Origin of the sequence: Flavobacterium proteolyticum, assembly GCF_015223105.1 — a bacterium.
Classification (GTDB): Bacteria; Bacteroidota; Bacteroidia; order Flavobacteriales; family Flavobacteriaceae; genus Flavobacterium; species Flavobacterium proteolyticum.
The window spans coordinates 259,961-276,155 of the sequence record NZ_JADFTZ010000003.1 but is presented as its reverse complement, the minus strand read 5'-3'; the positions used below and the strand labels follow the sequence as shown (position 1 = coordinate 276,155).

At 31.5% G+C, this 16,195-nt stretch carries 19 protein-coding genes; 14 read left to right on the top strand and 5 right to left on the bottom strand.

Annotated features, from left to right (window positions below; translation table 11 throughout):
* Positions 1–39: 39 nt before the first annotated feature.
* Genes IM755_RS08890 through IM755_RS08880 form a run of 3 tightly spaced genes read left to right on the top strand, consistent with a single transcriptional unit; the run spans position 40 to position 2,147 of the window.
* Positions 40–876, top strand: coding sequence for a CvfB family protein (locus tag IM755_RS08890; protein WP_194095946.1), 837 nt, complete (start codon positions 40–42; stop codon positions 874–876).
* 11 nt (positions 877–887) lie between these two features.
* Complete coding sequence (locus IM755_RS08885; RefSeq protein WP_194095944.1) at positions 888–1,853, top strand: YheT family hydrolase; 966 nt, start codon at positions 888–890, stop codon at positions 1,851–1,853.
* Positions 1,854–1,859: 6 nt separating this feature from the next.
* Positions 1,860–2,147 carry a hypothetical protein gene (locus tag IM755_RS08880; protein WP_194095942.1) on the top strand — a complete coding sequence of 96 codons (288 nt, stop codon included), beginning with the start codon at positions 1,860–1,862 and terminating at the stop codon, positions 2,145–2,147.
* Here the strand turns inward: IM755_RS08880 and IM755_RS08875 are convergent.
* Positions 2,137–2,784, bottom strand: coding sequence for a hypothetical protein (locus IM755_RS08875; RefSeq protein WP_194095940.1), 648 nt, complete (start codon positions 2,782–2,784; stop codon positions 2,137–2,139). The genes IM755_RS08880 and IM755_RS08875 overlap by 11 nt on opposite strands.
* Before the next feature lie 135 nt (positions 2,785–2,919).
* Between IM755_RS08875 and ygiD the strand changes: the two genes are divergently transcribed.
* The gene (ygiD, locus tag IM755_RS08870; RefSeq protein WP_194096010.1) at positions 2,920–3,753 is read left to right on the top strand and encodes a 4,5-DOPA-extradiol-dioxygenase; all 834 of its coding nucleotides are present in this window, start codon (positions 2,920–2,922) and stop codon (positions 3,751–3,753) included.
* Here ygiD and IM755_RS08865 read toward each other — a convergent pair whose 3' ends face one another.
* The 4 genes from IM755_RS08865 to IM755_RS08850 are packed head-to-tail and all read right to left on the bottom strand — an operon-like array spanning position 3,754 to position 7,544.
* Positions 3,754–4,935 (bottom strand): serine hydrolase domain-containing protein, encoded by a 1,182-nt coding sequence (locus tag IM755_RS08865; protein ID WP_194095938.1) that lies wholly within the window; start codon positions 4,933–4,935, stop codon positions 3,754–3,756.
* Positions 4,936–4,943: 8 nt separating this feature from the next.
* Complete coding sequence (locus IM755_RS08860) at positions 4,944–5,375, bottom strand: PH domain-containing protein (RefSeq protein ID WP_194095912.1); 432 nt, start codon at positions 5,373–5,375, stop codon at positions 4,944–4,946.
* On the bottom strand, positions 5,365–6,366 hold the full coding sequence (locus IM755_RS08855) for a hypothetical protein (protein WP_194095910.1): 1,002 nt from the start codon (positions 6,364–6,366) through the stop codon (positions 5,365–5,367). Before IM755_RS08855 ends, IM755_RS08860 begins: the two co-directional genes overlap by 11 nt.
* 59 nt (positions 6,367–6,425) lie before the next feature.
* Positions 6,426–7,544 (bottom strand): C1 family peptidase, encoded by a 1,119-nt coding sequence (locus tag IM755_RS08850; RefSeq protein WP_194095907.1) that lies wholly within the window; start codon positions 7,542–7,544, stop codon positions 6,426–6,428.
* Between the two features lie 104 nt (positions 7,545–7,648).
* On the opposite strand from IM755_RS08850, the gene IM755_RS08845 reads away from it, so the two are divergent.
* From IM755_RS08845 to IM755_RS08800, 10 genes are all read left to right on the top strand, one after another.
* On the top strand, positions 7,649–8,488 hold the full coding sequence (locus tag IM755_RS08845) for a 1,4-dihydroxy-2-naphthoyl-CoA synthase (RefSeq protein WP_194095904.1): 840 nt from the start codon (positions 7,649–7,651) through the stop codon (positions 8,486–8,488).
* 172 nt (positions 8,489–8,660) lie between these two features.
* Positions 8,661–9,092: a hypothetical protein gene (locus tag IM755_RS08840; RefSeq protein ID WP_194095902.1), complete on the top strand. Its 432-nt coding sequence runs from the start codon at positions 8,661–8,663 to the stop codon at positions 9,090–9,092.
* A 4-nt stretch (positions 9,093–9,096) separates the two neighbouring features.
* Complete coding sequence (locus IM755_RS08835) at positions 9,097–9,687, top strand: outer membrane beta-barrel protein (RefSeq protein WP_194095900.1); 591 nt, start codon at positions 9,097–9,099, stop codon at positions 9,685–9,687.
* A 3-nt stretch (positions 9,688–9,690) separates the two neighbouring features.
* The gene (locus IM755_RS08830; protein WP_194095898.1) at positions 9,691–10,269 is read left to right on the top strand and encodes a PH domain-containing protein; all 579 of its coding nucleotides are present in this window, start codon (positions 9,691–9,693) and stop codon (positions 10,267–10,269) included.
* Positions 10,262–11,764, top strand: coding sequence for a PH domain-containing protein (locus IM755_RS08825; protein WP_194095890.1), 1,503 nt, complete (start codon positions 10,262–10,264; stop codon positions 11,762–11,764). The genes IM755_RS08830 and IM755_RS08825 overlap by 8 nt, the downstream gene beginning before the upstream one ends.
* Before the next feature lie 65 nt (positions 11,765–11,829).
* Positions 11,830–12,153 (top strand): hypothetical protein, encoded by a 324-nt coding sequence (locus IM755_RS08820; RefSeq protein ID WP_194095879.1) that lies wholly within the window; start codon positions 11,830–11,832, stop codon positions 12,151–12,153.
* Between the two features lie 11 nt (positions 12,154–12,164).
* Positions 12,165–13,058 (top strand): 1,4-dihydroxy-2-naphthoate octaprenyltransferase, encoded by an 894-nt coding sequence (gene menA / locus IM755_RS08815; RefSeq protein WP_194095876.1) that lies wholly within the window; start codon positions 12,165–12,167, stop codon positions 13,056–13,058.
* A 10-nt stretch (positions 13,059–13,068) separates the two neighbouring features.
* On the top strand, positions 13,069–13,746 hold the full coding sequence (locus IM755_RS08810) for a metal-dependent hydrolase (RefSeq protein WP_194095874.1): 678 nt from the start codon (positions 13,069–13,071) through the stop codon (positions 13,744–13,746).
* 105 nt (positions 13,747–13,851) lie between these two features.
* Positions 13,852–15,048, top strand: coding sequence for a tetratricopeptide repeat protein (locus tag IM755_RS08805; RefSeq protein WP_194095872.1), 1,197 nt, complete (start codon positions 13,852–13,854; stop codon positions 15,046–15,048).
* A gap of 79 nt (positions 15,049–15,127) precedes the next feature.
* Positions 15,128–16,177, top strand: coding sequence for an o-succinylbenzoate synthase (locus IM755_RS08800; protein ID WP_194095870.1), 1,050 nt, complete (start codon positions 15,128–15,130; stop codon positions 16,175–16,177).
* Positions 16,178–16,195: the final 18 nt, after the last annotated feature.

Below are 16,195 nucleotides of genomic sequence, written 5' to 3'. Positions count from 1 at the left end.
TTTAAAATGCTTACCTTTGCGCTTTATTTATTTTTATTTATGTTACACATAGGACAGTTCAATACGTTAAAAATTCTTAGAGATACAAAAGTTGGTTTGTTTTTAGGAAGCGAAGATACACAAGAAGATGATGTTTTATTGCCAAATAAATACGTTCCAAAAGAATTTACTATTGGCGATGATTTAACCGTATTTGTGTATTTAGATCACGAAGAACGCCCTGTTGCAACTACGTTAAAACCTTATATTAAGTTGAACGAATTTGCGCATTTGAAAGTAAATTACATCAACAAATTTGGAGCTTTTTTAGATTGGGGATTGGAGAAAGATTTGTTTGTTCCGTTTAAAGAACAAGCACGTCCTATGGAAGAAGGCAAACGTTACTTGGTTTACATGACTATGGATGAAAAAACCAATCGATTAGTAGCTTCGAGTAAAACCAATCAGTTTTTGAGCAACGAAAATTTAGATTTACAACGTAATGAAGAAGTCGATATTTTAATTTCGCACATTACCGAAGGCGGAATCAATTGTATCATCAATCAAAAACACAAAGGTTTAGCGTATAAAAACGAAGTGTATGATGATGTAAAACCTGGAATGAAAACAAAAGGCTACATCAAAAACATTCGTCCAGATGGTAAAATAGATGTATTACTCCGTAAAATAGGAGTAGAGGCAATTGAACCTTCTTCGCAAGTAATTTTAGACGAATTAAAAGCGAATCGTGGTTTCTTGCGATTAACCGATAATTCGCATCCAGAAGACATTAAAACGGTTTTGAAAATGAGTAAAAAGAATTTCAAAAAAGCCGTTGGAAATTTATACAAACAAAAACTTATCGAAATCAAAGAAGACGGGATTTATTTAGTATAACAACGTTTATAATGCCAATAATAGCGCAATCAAAATACAACGAACTTGTTTCGGGTTTTTACAAGAATCCTCACATTGCTACTATATATGCAGGTAAGTTCAAGCGTTTTAAGGCTCCCGATTATAAAAGAGAAAAAATAGAACTTTATGATGGCGATTTTTTAACCGTTGATTATAAAATTACCAATCCAAATAAAGCCATTATTTTGTGCCATGGTTTAGAAGGAAATTCGCAAAGAACCTATATTAATAGTTGTTCGGATTATTTTTTAAAAAACAATTATTCTGTTTTTGCATGGAACAACCGTACTTGCAGTGGCGAAATGAATCGTTTGCCTCAATTGTATCATCATGCCTCAATAGAAGATTTAGATGCTGTAGTACAATTTGCATTGAGTAAAGAAATTAAAGAGTTGTATTTAATAGGTTTTTCTATGGGTGGTGCCCAAATTTTGAACTATCTAGGAAGAGAACCCCAATTAAATGATGCTATAAAAGCAGCTGTTTCTGTTTCTGTTCCAATTGAAATTCAAGTAAGTGCTGATGCTTTGCACAAAGGATTTAACCAAGTTTATATGAAAAATTTCCTTATCGGATTAAATAAAAAATTACAATTAAAAGCCAAGCAATTTCCAGAACTTATCGATTTACACCAATTAAAGAAAGTGAAAAATTTCAAAGATTTAGATGATAATTTCACAGCACCATTACATGGTTTTAAAGATCGTTTTGATTATTATTACAAAGTTTCTCCTGCAAGAAGTTTGGATGCCATTACAAAACCAGTTTTAATCTTAAATGCCTTAAATGATACTTTTTTAGGTGAAGGATGTTTTCCAGTTGATGCAGCTACCAAAAGTTCGAATATCTTTTTAGAAACGCCTGTTTATGGCGGTCATTGTGCTTTTATTGTAAAGGAATCAAATTATTCTTTTGCTGAAATGAGAGCTTTTGATTTTTTTGAATCAATTAAATAGTAAGTTATGAGCATAAAACCAACCATTTATTTGTTATTAAGTGTTGTTATTTTATTAATGACTTTTGTTGCTATTTTTCAAAATTTTGAAACTATAAATTTCATTGGTTTTGAAACCGAAGTCATTTGGATTCCTATTTGGATAGGTATTGTAATTTTACCTCTTTTAAATTTATATCAAATTACTATAAATACTAATGATTACAATAAACATTATTGGTTAGCTCTAATTATTAATTTAATTTCTATTTTCTTCATTTTGAGATATTTCAAAATAGAGCTGCTTAATTTGTAGCTATAATTTCTTTTAGTAACCATTTCTTTATTAAGTTGTCATTATGAGTTATGGATGCAATGAAATATTTTGAACTTACAATAGCTTTCGAATTTTCAATGGTTTCTTTCATCACACCTTTATTTTCAATGTAATTGGAATGGATAAAATACACTTCTTGATTGTTTTTATAAATGTACCCAACATGAAAATCCAAGCCAATAAAATAAATGCCATCTTTTTGTTTTAGAAAGTGTTTTTTTAATTCTTGTTTTGAAACGTTTTGAAGTTTTTCAATTGAAGTTCCACAAGCAATTACTTTTGCTTCATCTTCTGGACTTTTTTGCGCTAATTTGTATCGATTTATATTGAATCCTACATCTCTTAAAGTTGTTGAAACAAAATAACCACAAGCAATCGTTCCTTGTTTCGGTTTTTCGGAATGTCCTTCAAAACTCCATTTTGTGGTGTACCAATGATTGAATATATCGTTGTATAAACATTCGGTTAGTTTTATTCTTGCCTCATTTAGTGTATTGGCTTTATTTTCATTTGAAAGGTATTCCGTTTTCAATAGACTTCTTTCTTTTTCGATGTTTTTTTTTGTAACAGAATAGTTTGTTAGGCTAATAGTGAGGAATAAAATTAGGATTTTCATTTCGAGTAATTTATGGAATAACGTTTTTAACTTGTAATTAGTATTTAGTATAAAATAAATCACTACATTTGTATATACAAATATTAATTTATGAATCGCAAGAATTTCATAACTTTACTTTCAGGAGGAATCGCTATGGCAAGTATACAACCGTTCTATGATTGGACAAAAGAATTAGGTGAAGTAGAAGAAAAAATGCCCGTTTTATTCATCGGACACGGTTCGCCAATGAATGCTATTGAAGACAATGAGTTTTCAAAACGTTGGCAACAAATGGGGAAGGAAATTCCAACACCAAAAGCAGTGGTAGTCGTTTCAGCACATTGGTTAACGAAAGGAACTTTAGTAACAGCAATGCCAAATCCAAAAACGATTCATGATTTTGGAGGATTCCCGCAAGCGTTATTTGATGTACAATATCCAGCTCCAGGAAGTCCTGAATTGGCGACTGAAATTCAAAAATTAATTTCGAATCCAGCGGTGGAATTAGACCACGATTGGGGATTGGATCACGGCACTTGGTCGGTAATAAAACACATGTATCCTAATGCCGATATTCCGGTTTTACAATTGAGTATTGATTATTACAAACCAGCGGCTTATCATTATGAATTGGCAAAACAATTACTTTCCCTTCGTAAAAAAGGTGTTTTAATTATAGGAAGCGGTAATATGGTACACAATTTACGAATGGTAGCTTGGGATAAACTTAGCGAGCCTGAATATGGATTTGATTGGGCTTTAGAAATGAACGATGTTTTTAAAAATAAAATTTCAAACGGTTTTCATAAAGAGTTAATTCAATATGAAAAGCTTCATAAAGCGGCTACTTTAGCGATTCCAACACCCGACCATTATTATCCTTTGTTGTACATTTTAGCACTTCAAACGGATAATGATAAAGTGGAATTCTTTAACGATAAAGCTGTTGGAGGTTCGTTAACGATGACTTCTGTGAAAATAGGCTAATTATTCGCCTTCTTCTTCATTAAACTTAAACGGATAATCGCCAAATTTTGGTGCTAAACGTTTCGTTTGATACGTTTTACGAGTAAACTTGTTGGATAAAGCAATAATAGTCACCGAATCTTTATGAAGTGTAACTAGAGAAGAGGTGTTTCCATGCCACCAACCGTTGTGAAAGAAGTATTGTTGCCCCGTCTCAAATTCTAACATTCGAATACCTAAACCGTAGTTTTTAGTGCCTTTTCTTTCGTAGCTGTAGCCTTTGTACATTTCTTCCTTCATTTTGGCACTAAGGAATTTATCAGAATATAGTGCCAAATCAAATTTTAGTAAATCACGTGGAGTAGAATAGATGTTTTTGTCACCATATACTTGATCCAAAAACTCAAAAGCCAAACGTAAATAGTTGTTTTTGTAAGATTGACTAACTTCGTCTTTCTTGTTTAAATCATCAAAAACGAAAGTGTTTTTCATATCCAAAGGATCAAAAATCATTTCTTGAAGCACTTTTGGATACGTTTTGTTGGTGACTTTTTCGATGATTAAAGCTAATAAAGCATAATTCGTATTACAATAACCAAAACGTGTTCCTGGTTTTGATTCTAATCCAATATCTTTGGTAGCTAAAAGTGTTAAAACATCTTGATTGGTTAGTGTTTTTTTCTTATCCCAAACGCCTTTATCGTCAGTAAAATAAGCATAATTTCTCAAACCACTTCGGTGACTCAATAACATTCTAACGGTAGTTTCTTCGTAAGGAAATTCAGGTAAAATCGACTTTACAGGATCGTCTAATTTAAGTTTCTTTTGGTCTACTAATTTCAAAACGGTAACCGCTGTAATCACTTTACTAACGGACGCAATGTGTAAAGGTGTGTCTTGTTTAATAGAGTCGCCTTTTTCTTTATACGCATAGCCACTGTAATTTTCATATAAGATTTCACCATTTTTAGCTACCAAAAACGAACCACTGAAATCTTTTGCATTGAATTTTTTATCGTAAAACGCTTCCATTTCATTTCCCATTCTTTTTTTGTAAATAGTAGTCAAAGGAGTAAAGTTTACGGCATATTCAGAAACATTACCTTCTTTATCTTTTAAGGTAGATTCTTTTGATTTATCTGGAGTTTCTTGACAATTTAATAATAGTAATGTTAGGCTTAAAGCAAATAATCGGGCGAACATATAAGTTTTTATTTTTTAATGATAATATCAGGATTTAGTTGGGTCAATTCAAATGTAAATTGATCTCGATTTTCTGGAGAAATATACAAATCATCAAATTTGTTGTAGTGTATGATTATGCCTTTATGACTCCAGCCTAATTTTAAAGTGACCGCTACAAATATAGAATTATTGTATTCAATTTTCCGAATTTTATCAATAGGAATTTCACCTTTAAAATTGCCGCATTGATATTTTAATTCGGTTTTAGAAATGATATAGTTGGTTTTGAAAAAGCAATATAATAAAAATGAGGTTATTGCTAATACAATTCCCATTGGAATAAGTACACCAATTGCTTCTTTTGATGTAATTGCGGCATAAATTAATATTCCAAATACACCAAAAAGAATTATAAAAACGAAATAACTAAATATGGTTTTTTCTGATTTATAGTGCATTTTTATTCATTTTTTTTATAATTAATGTATCCGTAAAAAATAATAAAATCAAGAATCCAAGTGCAAAAAAGGGTAAAGTCAGAAAAAATAAATCATAAAAATTACAAAGTCCATTTTTACCAATAGTAGCCCTTACTAAATCGTAAAATGCGTCATATGCATAATAAAACGAAAAGGTTAAAACAATGGAATACATTAATTTCCATAGTATTATTTTAAGTTTTGAAAGCTGTTTTTTTCTAATTTTAGTGGTAAGATAAATAAATAAACCATAAAGTAAAACAGCAATAATTAGTGCAAATTTAAATGGGCCAATTGCTATTAAAAATTTCGAAACTTTTGAAATTTTTGGTACCATTTTAAATTTAAAATCTTTAAAATTTTGGTTAATTTGAAAGTGATACTTATTTTGATTATTACTGGTAAATTGATGTGATAAATCGGTTAAATCAAATTCTTTTGGAACTGTAACATCAATATTAATTGTTCCAAATTCTTTCCAATATTTAGAAGGGTATAACAAATATTCAAAATCATAATCTTGGGTGTAACCATAAGTGTTAGAACCAAGTTCAGCTTTATATTCTACTTCAATACGATTTATTCCTTTTTTTATATTCGCCTCAAATAAAAAAACATCACTAATGTTTTCTGAAAATTCGGTTGCGTCATCAAATTTGATGTGCAGATTATATTCACTATCATTTAAAACGGTATGAATGCCATATTCTTTAAAAAAGGACGAATCATAAGAATAGTATTGTTTTTCGATTACAGCACCATTCAACTTCACTTTTGCATCATTTTTTAAATCTTTTGCTAAGAAAAGTAAAGGTAATTTTCCAGCTTTATCGGATTCAATGAAATAAGTAATGTATAATGAAGCAAGACCATCTTGGATTACAATCTTGATGTTTTCTTTTTTTACAACTATCTTTTTTGATGATAAAAGTGTAGAGTGTTTACTACCGTCCATGTAAGGATTTGCCATATTGCCAAAAGACAACATAGTAAAGAATAAAAAAAATAATGAAGAAAACTTTCTGATCATTATAACCCTAATTTCTTCTTAGTTTCTTTAGAAATTCCATCTTTATGCAACATAACCGAAATGGCTTTTAATTTCATATAAGCTACACTCATGTAAACATAACCACCGTTTGCGACTTTCTTTTCGTCGCTTCCCCAAGAGTTTTTTACTTTGTAATACACATTTCCTTTTTGGTCTTTTACTTTACCCACAATGTGCATTAAGTGGTCGTCTGTTGTTGACAGATTTTCAAATTCTTGTTGGCGGAATTCAGGAGTGATTTTCTTTTCGACAACAATTTCTGCCAATCCAGTTTTAGTATCTTCTTCTTTTTCTGGAATAAAAGCCACCCCATATTTTCCTGAAAACGTTGGTTCTGAAACATCACAATCCAAAGAAAGTGAATAACCATTTGCTAAAGCATTATCTATAACTGCAATAAATTCATCTAATGGTAAATTATACATACTTCCGTTTGAAAAATTATCTGGAATGTTCAAAATGAACGGTTTGTAATTCGCTTCATGCGTAAATGAAGTCAAAGTCACATAATTTTCAGGTTTGATTTTAGCGAATTCTGCAAATGATTTTGGTGTATAATTTTTGCCTTCGTATTCAAATTTAGTTGGAATACTTCCTAAATAAATATCTAAAACGGCACTAATAGCTTGTTTCCAATTCGGAGATAATTTTTTAGCAGGATTCTCAACATACGTTTTCAACATGGCTTCCAAAACCGCAACCATTTCAGCGTGATTATGCTTTGTTGAGTTGTCATCTAATCCATCATAAATGCTATTAGGAACTAAACCGTATTTTGCCACACTATTAATTACATCATGCGCCAAAGCACCTTCGCTAAAATTAGCTTTTCCTTGTCGTTGAATATAATTTTCTGCTTTTAAAGGATACGTAGTTCTCGCTTGATACATCTCCGAAAGGTCGATTTTCTTACCAGTTAATCGTATAATTTCTGATTCTAAAAACGAAGAAGTAGAGAAACTCCAACACGTTCCCGTGATATCTTGCGATATGACTGGCAAACATTCTACATTATTAACGTTCTGAAATTCATAGTTTTGAGCCGAAGCTGGAAACAGTCCAGATGCAAACAGCAATCCGATATATAGTTTTTTCATAAATCTTATTGTTTTGAACTTGCAATATAATGCAAAAAATGAATTATTTTTACGGAAATTTACATTTAACATAATTTACAATTATCGACTTAAATACTTGAAAAATGAGCAAAATTGAATGGAAAACCGTTAGAGAATTTGAAGATATTACGTATAAAAAATGCAATGGTGTAGCCAGAATCGCTTTTAACCGACCAGATGTTAGAAATGCATTTCGTCCTAAAACAACCAAAGAATTAATCGAAGCATTTTACGATGCGCAAGAAGATACTTCTATTGGAGTTGTGTTGCTTTCTGCTGAAGGACCAAGTTCTAAAGACGGAATCTGGAGTTTTTGTAGTGGTGGCGACCAAAAAGCTCGTGGACACCAAGGATATGTTGGAGAAGACGGTTACCACAGATTAAACATTTTAGAAGTACAGCGTATGATTCGTTTTATGCCAAAAGCGGTAATTTGTGTCGTTCCAGGTTGGGCAGTTGGTGGCGGACATTCACTTCACGTAGTTTGTGATTTGACTTTAGCGAGTAAAGAACACGCGATTTTCAAACAGACTGATGCTGACGTAACGAGTTTCGATGGAGGCTACGGTTCGGCTTATTTAGCTAAAATGGTGGGACAAAAGAAAGCGAGAGAAATTTTCTTCTTAGGTAGAAATTACTCGGCTCAAGAAGCTTTTGAAATGGGAATGGTAAATGCAGTAATTCCTCATGAGGAGTTAGAAGATACTGCTTATGAGTGGGCACAAGAAATTTTAGCGAAATCACCAACCTCAATCAAAATGCTAAAATTCGCAATGAATTTAACAGATGATGGAATGGTAGGCCAACAAGTTTTTGCTGGTGAAGCCACGCGTTTAGCTTATATGACAGACGAAGCAAAAGAAGGAAGAGATGCGTTTTTAGAAAAACGTAAACCAAATTTTGAGAAGAAGTATTTGCCTTAATCAATCAAATTTTGATGCTGAAATTCAAATCATATTATTTTATTCTTTTTACTGTTTTTCTAACAATTCTTTATTCATTTTTTTTATGGATTAATGATTCATTGGAATTAAATAATGTTGGAAAGTTTTTTGTATTTTATTCTTGTTGATTGAATTATCTTTTTACTCATATTTGAAATGGAAAATTTATAAAAATGATTGGACAATAATTGGTAGACATAAATACAAATTTTCTGGGTTTGATTTTTTTTTAATGGTATTTCTTATTTTGTCAGCTTTAACTCAAATTTTTATTTTTGTAAGAGATAAAGAATTACCAGATTTTAGTTTTTACAATATATTGTTTTTAAGTTTTATAAATCTCAAGCAATTAAACTATCATTTGATAGTCAAACAAAATTTTTTAACAATTATTGAAAATAATTACTTTCAAGATTATTCAAAATCCGATATAAAATATATCACAATGGGAAATAATAATTTAGCTATTGCTCTTTCGAAATCGGATAAAGTAATTAATTTTCCAGTAGAAAATTTTAAAGAAAATGAGTTAGAAGTATTAAATCAATTTATTGAAGTTCAAAATCTAAATGATTGCAAATAATATCATGAAAAAAATTGTATTCGGGTTACTAGTATTGTTGAGCAATTTATCATTAGCTCAAGAAAATACAGACGTTAAAAAAGAGACAAAATTTCAAATAGGAATTCACTATGTTGGAAATCTTCGTAATGAAAATATTATCAGTGACGGCTTTAATGGTGTTGTTGGAATTTCAGGTAATTATGCGGTTTATCAAGACGAAATGATTTCGGTTTTGGGTGGTTTGAATATCGATTATTTACAATCCAGAGATTTCTTTTTACAGAACGATATCCTAATTTGGAATCCCAATGTAAGTATTGAAGTTGATGTCTTTAAAGGTAAATTAAAACCTTTTTTTGGATTGGGTTATGCTTTCTTCTCCTCGAATTTTAAATATGAGAATGCAAGTTTTGATCCTTCTGACCCTGCTTTTATGACAGTGGAAACAAAATTAAGTTTTAATGGCTTGACAATTAATCCAGGTTTGAAATATCATATTTCTGATTTGCTTTTTGTAGAAGGTAGTTACAAGTATTTTCCTGTAAACTCAGGTGATATTGAAGGAACTGCAAATACACATTTTATTTATTTAGGTCTTGGTTTTAAATTTTAAAATATGAACGAATTCACCAATAATCCTATCGATATCGACCAACTTCCAAAATTCGAGGAAGTACAATTAAAAGGCTTAAATCCGAAGTATATCACGGTTTTACTTTTTAATTTTTCATTGCTTTTAATTTTGGTTATTGGAGGATTTTCAACCTTGTTTTATTTCAAGCAAGAAGCTTTTTCTAATACAATTTGGATAACAATATTAGTTGGGATTGTATTGTTTTTAGTAGGATTAATTGTGTTTACTAAGCTTAGTTTTCATAAAAAAGGATATGCTTTTAGGGAACACGACGCCATTTATAAATCGGGTTTAATTTCGGAAACTACTACGATTATTCCATTTAATAGAGTGCAACATGTGGCTTTGCATCAAGGATTTATTTCTCGAAAATTAGGTTTGGCTTCTGTTGAATTATTCACCGCAGGAGGAAGTAGTTCTGATTTAGAAATTCCAGGTTTGCTTTTGGCAGACGCACAGATTATTAAAAATTTAGTTTCCCAAAAAATCAATCCGCCTAAACAAGACGAACCAATTGAAATAGCATCAACAGAAACTCGATTAACTGAAGAACATGAATAAATCTGTCGATTTTTCACAACCACAAAGACAATCGCTTCCTGGGATTTTGGTCATGTTTGCCAATTCCTTGCAGAAGACGGTTCGTGCCTTGTGGCCGATTTTGCTGATTTGGTTGGTAAAGTTTGACACGCTAAACAAACTTGTTTTTTTTGGTAGTGTTGCAGGAGTAGTCGTTTTGATAGGTATTATTTCGTATTTACAATATTTGTTTTTCAAGTTTCATATTGATGATGAAAATGGCGAATTTGTAATTCAAAAAGGAGTTTTAAATAAAACCAGAATTACAATTCAGTTGCATAAAATTCAGCAAGTTAATATCAATCAGAGTTTGATTCAGCGTTTGGTGGGCGTTTATAAATTAGAAATTGATACTGCGGGAAGTGATAAAAAAGAAGCTTCAATTAGTGCCATTTCGCATGATTTAGCAACTATTCTAAAAGAACGATTAATCAATTCCTCTCAACAAGATACGAATTTCAACACAGAGAATATTCTGGAGGAAAACACCACAAGTTCTTTTATAACGATAGGATTACCGAGTTTGATTAAAATTGGTTTTACTTCCAATTATATTAAGAGTTTTGCTTTAATTTTTGTCTTTTTTACTACTATTTTAGAAAATCTACAACAGTTAAATACCGAAGTAATTGATGAAGATAAAGTCACGAATTATTTAGATACATTACCCGTTATCACTTCATTTTTACTTGTGATTGGATTTTTTATTGGACTTATTTTAGTAGTGAATTTGGTTCGAACGATTCTGAAATATTTCGATTTTACCATTCAAAAAAGTAAGCAAGCCATTATTTTATCTTACGGATTACTTTCCACAAAAAGCACCTTGTTGAATCCGAATAAAGTTCAAAAAATTAAAATTACACAAAACTACTTTCAAAAGAAGTTAGATGTTACCACAATTGGTATTCATCAAGCTTCTAGTGATGTAGAAAAAGTAAAAGAAAAAGACCAAATTGAAGTCCCAGGTTGTACTGAAAACGAACGTGATGCTATTCTAAAATTGTTATTAGGGCAATTACCACAAAAAGGAAAAATGTATTTACCTAATTGGAGAAAATTAGCCGTAAATTCATTTTTCTTTCTTCTACTTCCAATAGTCATTACTTTATTTTTAAACCAAATAACAGAATTTGTTACATGGAAAGAATGGATTTTATATACTTCTATATTTACGGTTTTTACAAGTATTTTACTTTGGTATTCTTTTAAAAATTATAGACTTTTCGTATCTAATGATTTTGTCATCAAACAAAATGGCGCTTGGGATATCGATACCACAATTATAGAACCGTATAAAATTCAAGCCATTGAAATCCAACAATTTTTTTGGCAAAAAGCAACTAATATTGGTTCGGTAACCTTATCTACAGCAGGAGGAACCGTAAGTTTTACCACAGGAAATTACACCGAAATCAAGCAATTGGTGAATTATTGGTTGTATGAAGTGGAAACGTGGGAAAAGAATTGGATGTGATGGAGTTTGTTTCAAAATATATCATCATTTGTTTTGGGTTGTTTTTAATATACTCCGGGTTTCTTATGTTTTTAAACCCAGAAAAAGCAAGAACTATAATTGGTAAAGCCGGAAGTACAATTCTGATTAATTATGGAGAGTTGATTGTTCGTTTGTTGTTAGGTATAAGTTTTGTTATTTCGGCTGAAGCGAATACTTATCAACAATATTTTACCATTTTTGGTTACTTTTTAATGATTTCTGCAGTAATTTTGATGCTTACATCTATGAAAACGCATCACAAATTTTCGACAAAAGCAGCTGAGACATTAAAACCAATATACTTGAGAATTTGCGCTCCATTTTCAATAGGATTTGGAATTTTGATACTGTTGGCAATTTTTAAATAACAAGATATATAATGAAACACTGGATACAAGCCGCACGATTACGAACCTTACCACTTTCCGTTTCTGGAATTATCGTGGGAAGCGCTTATGCCTATTATCAAGGATTTTCCGATTGGAGAATTGTGGTTTTGGCATTGTTAACTACATTAGGATTACAAGTATTATCCAATTACGCCAACGATTACGGAGATGGTGTGAAAGGAACAGATGCAAATAGAATAGGCGAAAAACGTCTTGTAGCAGCCGGAGTTATCACAGCTGAGCAAATGAAAAAAGCGGTAATTATTACTGCAGTTTTGACGTTCATTATTGCTTTGTTGTTGATTTACATAGCTTTTGGAAAAGAAAATTTTGCTTTGAGTTTGATTTTTATCCTTTTAGGAATCGGCTCAATTGGAGCTGCCATTAAATATACAGTTGGAAAAAGTGCTTATGGTTATAGCGGTTTTGGGGATGTATTTGTGTTTATTTTCTTCGGATTGGTTTCTGTTGTTGGTTCTAATTTTTTGTTTACCCATTTCATCGATTGGAAGTTGTTTTTACCCGCAACCGCTATTGGATTATTGAGCGTAGCCGTGCTGAATTTGAACAACATGCGCGATATTGAAAACGATAAAATTGCTGGGAAGAATACATTAATAGTTCAATACGGATTAAAATTTGGTATTTGGTATCAAAGAGTATTAATTTTTGTTCCCATTCTTTTATATGTTATTTTTTTATTTGATTTTAAAAATAGTATGCCAGGATTTTCGATTTTGTTTTATTTCATGGCAATTTCACATAATAAAACAATTTCAAAAATTAATGACCCAAAAGATTTTGACCCTCATTTAAAAAATGTAGCATTGTCAACATTTTTATTTGCAATTTTATTGTCATTAAAATTAATTACCATTCACTAAAAAATAAACTATGAAAATCACATTTTACGGACACGCTTGTATCGGAATTGAAGTTAATGACGTTCACATTTTAGTGGACCCCTTCATTTCAGGAAATCCAAAGGCTTCGCATATTGATATCAATACGTTGAAAGCCGATTATATATTGTTAACCCACGCACATCAAGACCATATTTTAGATGTGGAAGCAATTGCAAAACGCACAGAAGCTGTTATTGTTTCTAACTACGAAATTGCCTCACATTACGGAAACAAAGGGTTTAATTATCATCCTATGAATCACGGCGGAAGTTGGGATTTTGAATTCGGAACCGTGAAATATGTAATTGCACATCATACGTCTTCTTTCCCAGATGGAAGCTACGGCGGACAACCTGGCGGATTTGTAATCGAGGGCGAACACAAAAATATCTACATCGCAGGCGATACCGCATTAACCATGGATATGAAGTTAATTCCAATGCGTACCAAGTTAGATTTAGCGATTTTACCAATTGGTGATAACTTCACTATGGACATTGAAGATGCCATTATTGCTTCTGATTTTGTGGAATGTGATAAAGTGCTAGGCTATCATTTTGATACGTTTGGTTACATCGAAATCAATCACGAAGAAGCCAAACGCAAATTTTTCGATAAAGGAAAAGATTTGATGTTATTAGAAATTGGAGCAAGTATCGAATTGTAAATTTGGTACAAAAATTGGAATCTGTATTAAACACATAGATACATAGATTTTACTCTTCTAATTGGTGAAAATTTGTGCAATTTGTGTTTAAAAAAATAAAAATTAATGAATAAACTTTTTTACTTCGCATCAGCCTTATTGTTTTCAGTATTTAGTTTTTCTCAGAAAGATGGTTTTTGGGATAAAGAACGCGCAACCACAAAAGAAATAACGCTTTCAGCCGGAAAACGCGCTTTAATCAAAACAGAGGATTTGCCTGTTGGAACCACAGAATTTGTTTACCGAATTACGGTTTTAGATGAAAATCAGAAATTGACTTCTAGTTTGGTTTCGGTGTTAAAAGCCATTCCCGATCCTACGGGAATTAGTCAAGGAACTGCTGGGGCGATTCATTTAACATCAGCTATTTCAGGTGATGATAAATGTACGTTTGCTTTGTTTCAAGAAGCGAATTCTGCCAATTTATTTTTAAAAGAAGGTAAAACCGATAGAGCGTGTTGGGAACAAAAAGAAAAGGTAAGCAAAGATGCTAAGTTGATTTCTTCATCTTCTTTATGTCTGACCAATTTACCTAATTTATGGTTCGGATTTGAAAGCCAAAATTGGGTCATGAATCAAAAAATTGTTTTAGAAGTTGTGCCTTGGGTCGATTATAAAGCGAGCAGAGGTTGGGATAAAATCACTAAAAATGAAATTTTAAACTTGGCTAAAAAGCTTCCAGTTGTTTCAAAATTGACCAAAAAAGAGGCGTTTTATGCTGCTTTTATTGAAAATATCAGTAAAAAGTACACGTATAGAGAATATGCTCAACTTTTAGCTGTAGAGCGAACTAGCGTTATTGAAAAGCTTACAGAAGAAAGTTTAAAAGGAACGGGAGAAGTAAAAGCGTATTATGATATCATTCGAGACCAATCAAATTCAGCTTTTCAAAAAGGAAATTATGAAGAAGCGATTTCGATTATTTCCACCGAAATGTTTGCTAAAAATAGAGCAACTTATCTCGATTATCGCATTTTAGGAGATTATTATCTGTATTCAAAACAGTTCACAAAAGCCGAAGAAACCTATAACAAAGGTTTAAAATTAAATTCATCCGAAATCCATTTTCAGTTGAATTTAGCCCACGTTTATTTGTTTACTGACAGAATTTCAGAAACTAAAAACATCCACAAAAAATATGCTCACGAAAGCTTATCCAATGGGAAAACCTGGATAGCGCAAACGAAATCCGATTTCACAGCTTTTGAAAAACACGGATTACCAACCGACAACTTCAAGAAAATCTTGAGAATTTTAGAATAAAATATCAATAACAAGTTCAAGTACAAAAATCAACTTCAAACTTTGAAATTTGTTCTTGAATTTGCTCTTGCACTTGAATATGAAAGCAACCTACAAAAAATACATCCTCAATTTCAAACGTCCAAGCGGGACTTCTCGTGGGGTAATGACGGAGAAAGAAACTTGGTTTTTAATCTTTGAAGAAAAGGGTAAAATTGGAATAGGGGAATGTGGTATTTTACGAACCCTTTCCATAGATGACCGACCTGATTATGAGGAAAAACTACAATGGGTTTGCCAAAACATTCATTTAGGTAAAGATAAAATATGGGACGAATTGATCGAGTTTCCTTCGATTCAGTTTGGAGTAGAAATGGCGTTTTTGTCGTTGCAATCTAAAACACCTTTCGATTTATTTCCTTCGGAATTCACAACGGGTACAAAAAATATGTTGATTAACGGTTTGGTTTGGATGGGCGAGGAGCACTTCATGAAAACCCAAATCGAAGAAAAATTAGCACAAGGATTTTCGTGTATCAAACTAAAAATTGGTGCGATTGATTTTGAAAAAGAATTGGGATTGTTGCGATTTATTCGCCAAAATTTTGATGCTAACACCATTGAAATTCGAGTTGATGCTAATGGTGCTTTTGATTCAAAAGAAGCTTTAAGTAAATTAAATCAATTAGCTGAATTTAAATTACATAGTATTGAGCAGCCAATTAACGCAAATCAAATCCAAGAGATGAAATTGCTTTGCCAACAAACACCTTTTCCTATTGCATTAGATGAAGAACTAATTGGTGTTTTTGGAATGGAAAATAAGCGAAAATTGCTAGAAAAAATTCAACCCCAATACATCATTTTAAAGCCAAGTTTAGTTGGTGGTTTTAAAGGAACTTTAGAATGGATTTCGATAGCAGAAAGTTTAAATATCGGTTGGTGGATTACTTCCGCATTAGAAAGTAACATCGGATTAAATGCGATTACCCAATTTACTTACACCTTAAATAATCAAATGCCACAAGGTTTAGGAACAGGTGGTTTGTATACGAATAACTTCGATTGTCCATTAGAAATTGAAAACGGACATATTCAGTATAATGTTAATAAACAATGGGATATTTCTAATTTAGGAATTTCACTTTAAATACAATAATTTTGTAAT

Excerpts from the sequence above, each read along its gene's own strand:
- IM755_RS08890 (WP_194095946.1), top strand. The coding sequence starts at position 40 with ATGTTACACATAGGACAGTTCAATACGTTAAAAATTCTTAGAGATACA.
- IM755_RS08885 (WP_194095944.1), top strand. The coding sequence starts at position 888 with ATGCCAATAATAGCGCAATCAAAATACAACGAACTTGTTTCGGGTTTT.
- IM755_RS08880 (WP_194095942.1), top strand. The coding sequence starts at position 1,860 with ATGAGCATAAAACCAACCATTTATTTGTTATTAAGTGTTGTTATTTTA.
- IM755_RS08875 (WP_194095940.1), bottom strand. The coding sequence starts at position 2,784 with ATGAAAATCCTAATTTTATTCCTCACTATTAGCCTAACAAACTATTCT.
- ygiD (WP_194096010.1), top strand. The coding sequence starts at position 2,920 with ATGGCAAGTATACAACCGTTCTATGATTGGACAAAAGAATTAGGTGAA.
- IM755_RS08865 (WP_194095938.1), bottom strand. The coding sequence starts at position 4,935 with ATGTTCGCCCGATTATTTGCTTTAAGCCTAACATTACTATTATTAAAT.
- IM755_RS08860 (WP_194095912.1), bottom strand. The coding sequence starts at position 5,375 with ATGCACTATAAATCAGAAAAAACCATATTTAGTTATTTCGTTTTTATA.
- IM755_RS08855 (WP_194095910.1), bottom strand. The coding sequence starts at position 6,366 with ATGGCAAATCCTTACATGGACGGTAGTAAACACTCTACACTTTTATCA.
- IM755_RS08850 (WP_194095907.1), bottom strand. The coding sequence starts at position 7,544 with ATGAAAAAACTATATATCGGATTGCTGTTTGCATCTGGACTGTTTCCA.
- IM755_RS08845 (WP_194095904.1), top strand. The coding sequence starts at position 7,649 with ATGAGCAAAATTGAATGGAAAACCGTTAGAGAATTTGAAGATATTACG.
- IM755_RS08835 (WP_194095900.1), top strand. The coding sequence starts at position 9,097 with ATGAAAAAAATTGTATTCGGGTTACTAGTATTGTTGAGCAATTTATCA.
- IM755_RS08830 (WP_194095898.1), top strand. The coding sequence starts at position 9,691 with ATGAACGAATTCACCAATAATCCTATCGATATCGACCAACTTCCAAAA.
- IM755_RS08825 (WP_194095890.1), top strand. The coding sequence starts at position 10,262 with ATGAATAAATCTGTCGATTTTTCACAACCACAAAGACAATCGCTTCCT.
- IM755_RS08820 (WP_194095879.1), top strand. The coding sequence starts at position 11,830 with ATGTTTTTAAACCCAGAAAAAGCAAGAACTATAATTGGTAAAGCCGGA.
- menA (WP_194095876.1), top strand. The coding sequence starts at position 12,165 with ATGAAACACTGGATACAAGCCGCACGATTACGAACCTTACCACTTTCC.
- IM755_RS08810 (WP_194095874.1), top strand. The coding sequence starts at position 13,069 with ATGAAAATCACATTTTACGGACACGCTTGTATCGGAATTGAAGTTAAT.
- IM755_RS08805 (WP_194095872.1), top strand. The coding sequence starts at position 13,852 with ATGAATAAACTTTTTTACTTCGCATCAGCCTTATTGTTTTCAGTATTT.
- IM755_RS08800 (WP_194095870.1), top strand. The coding sequence starts at position 15,128 with ATGAAAGCAACCTACAAAAAATACATCCTCAATTTCAAACGTCCAAGC.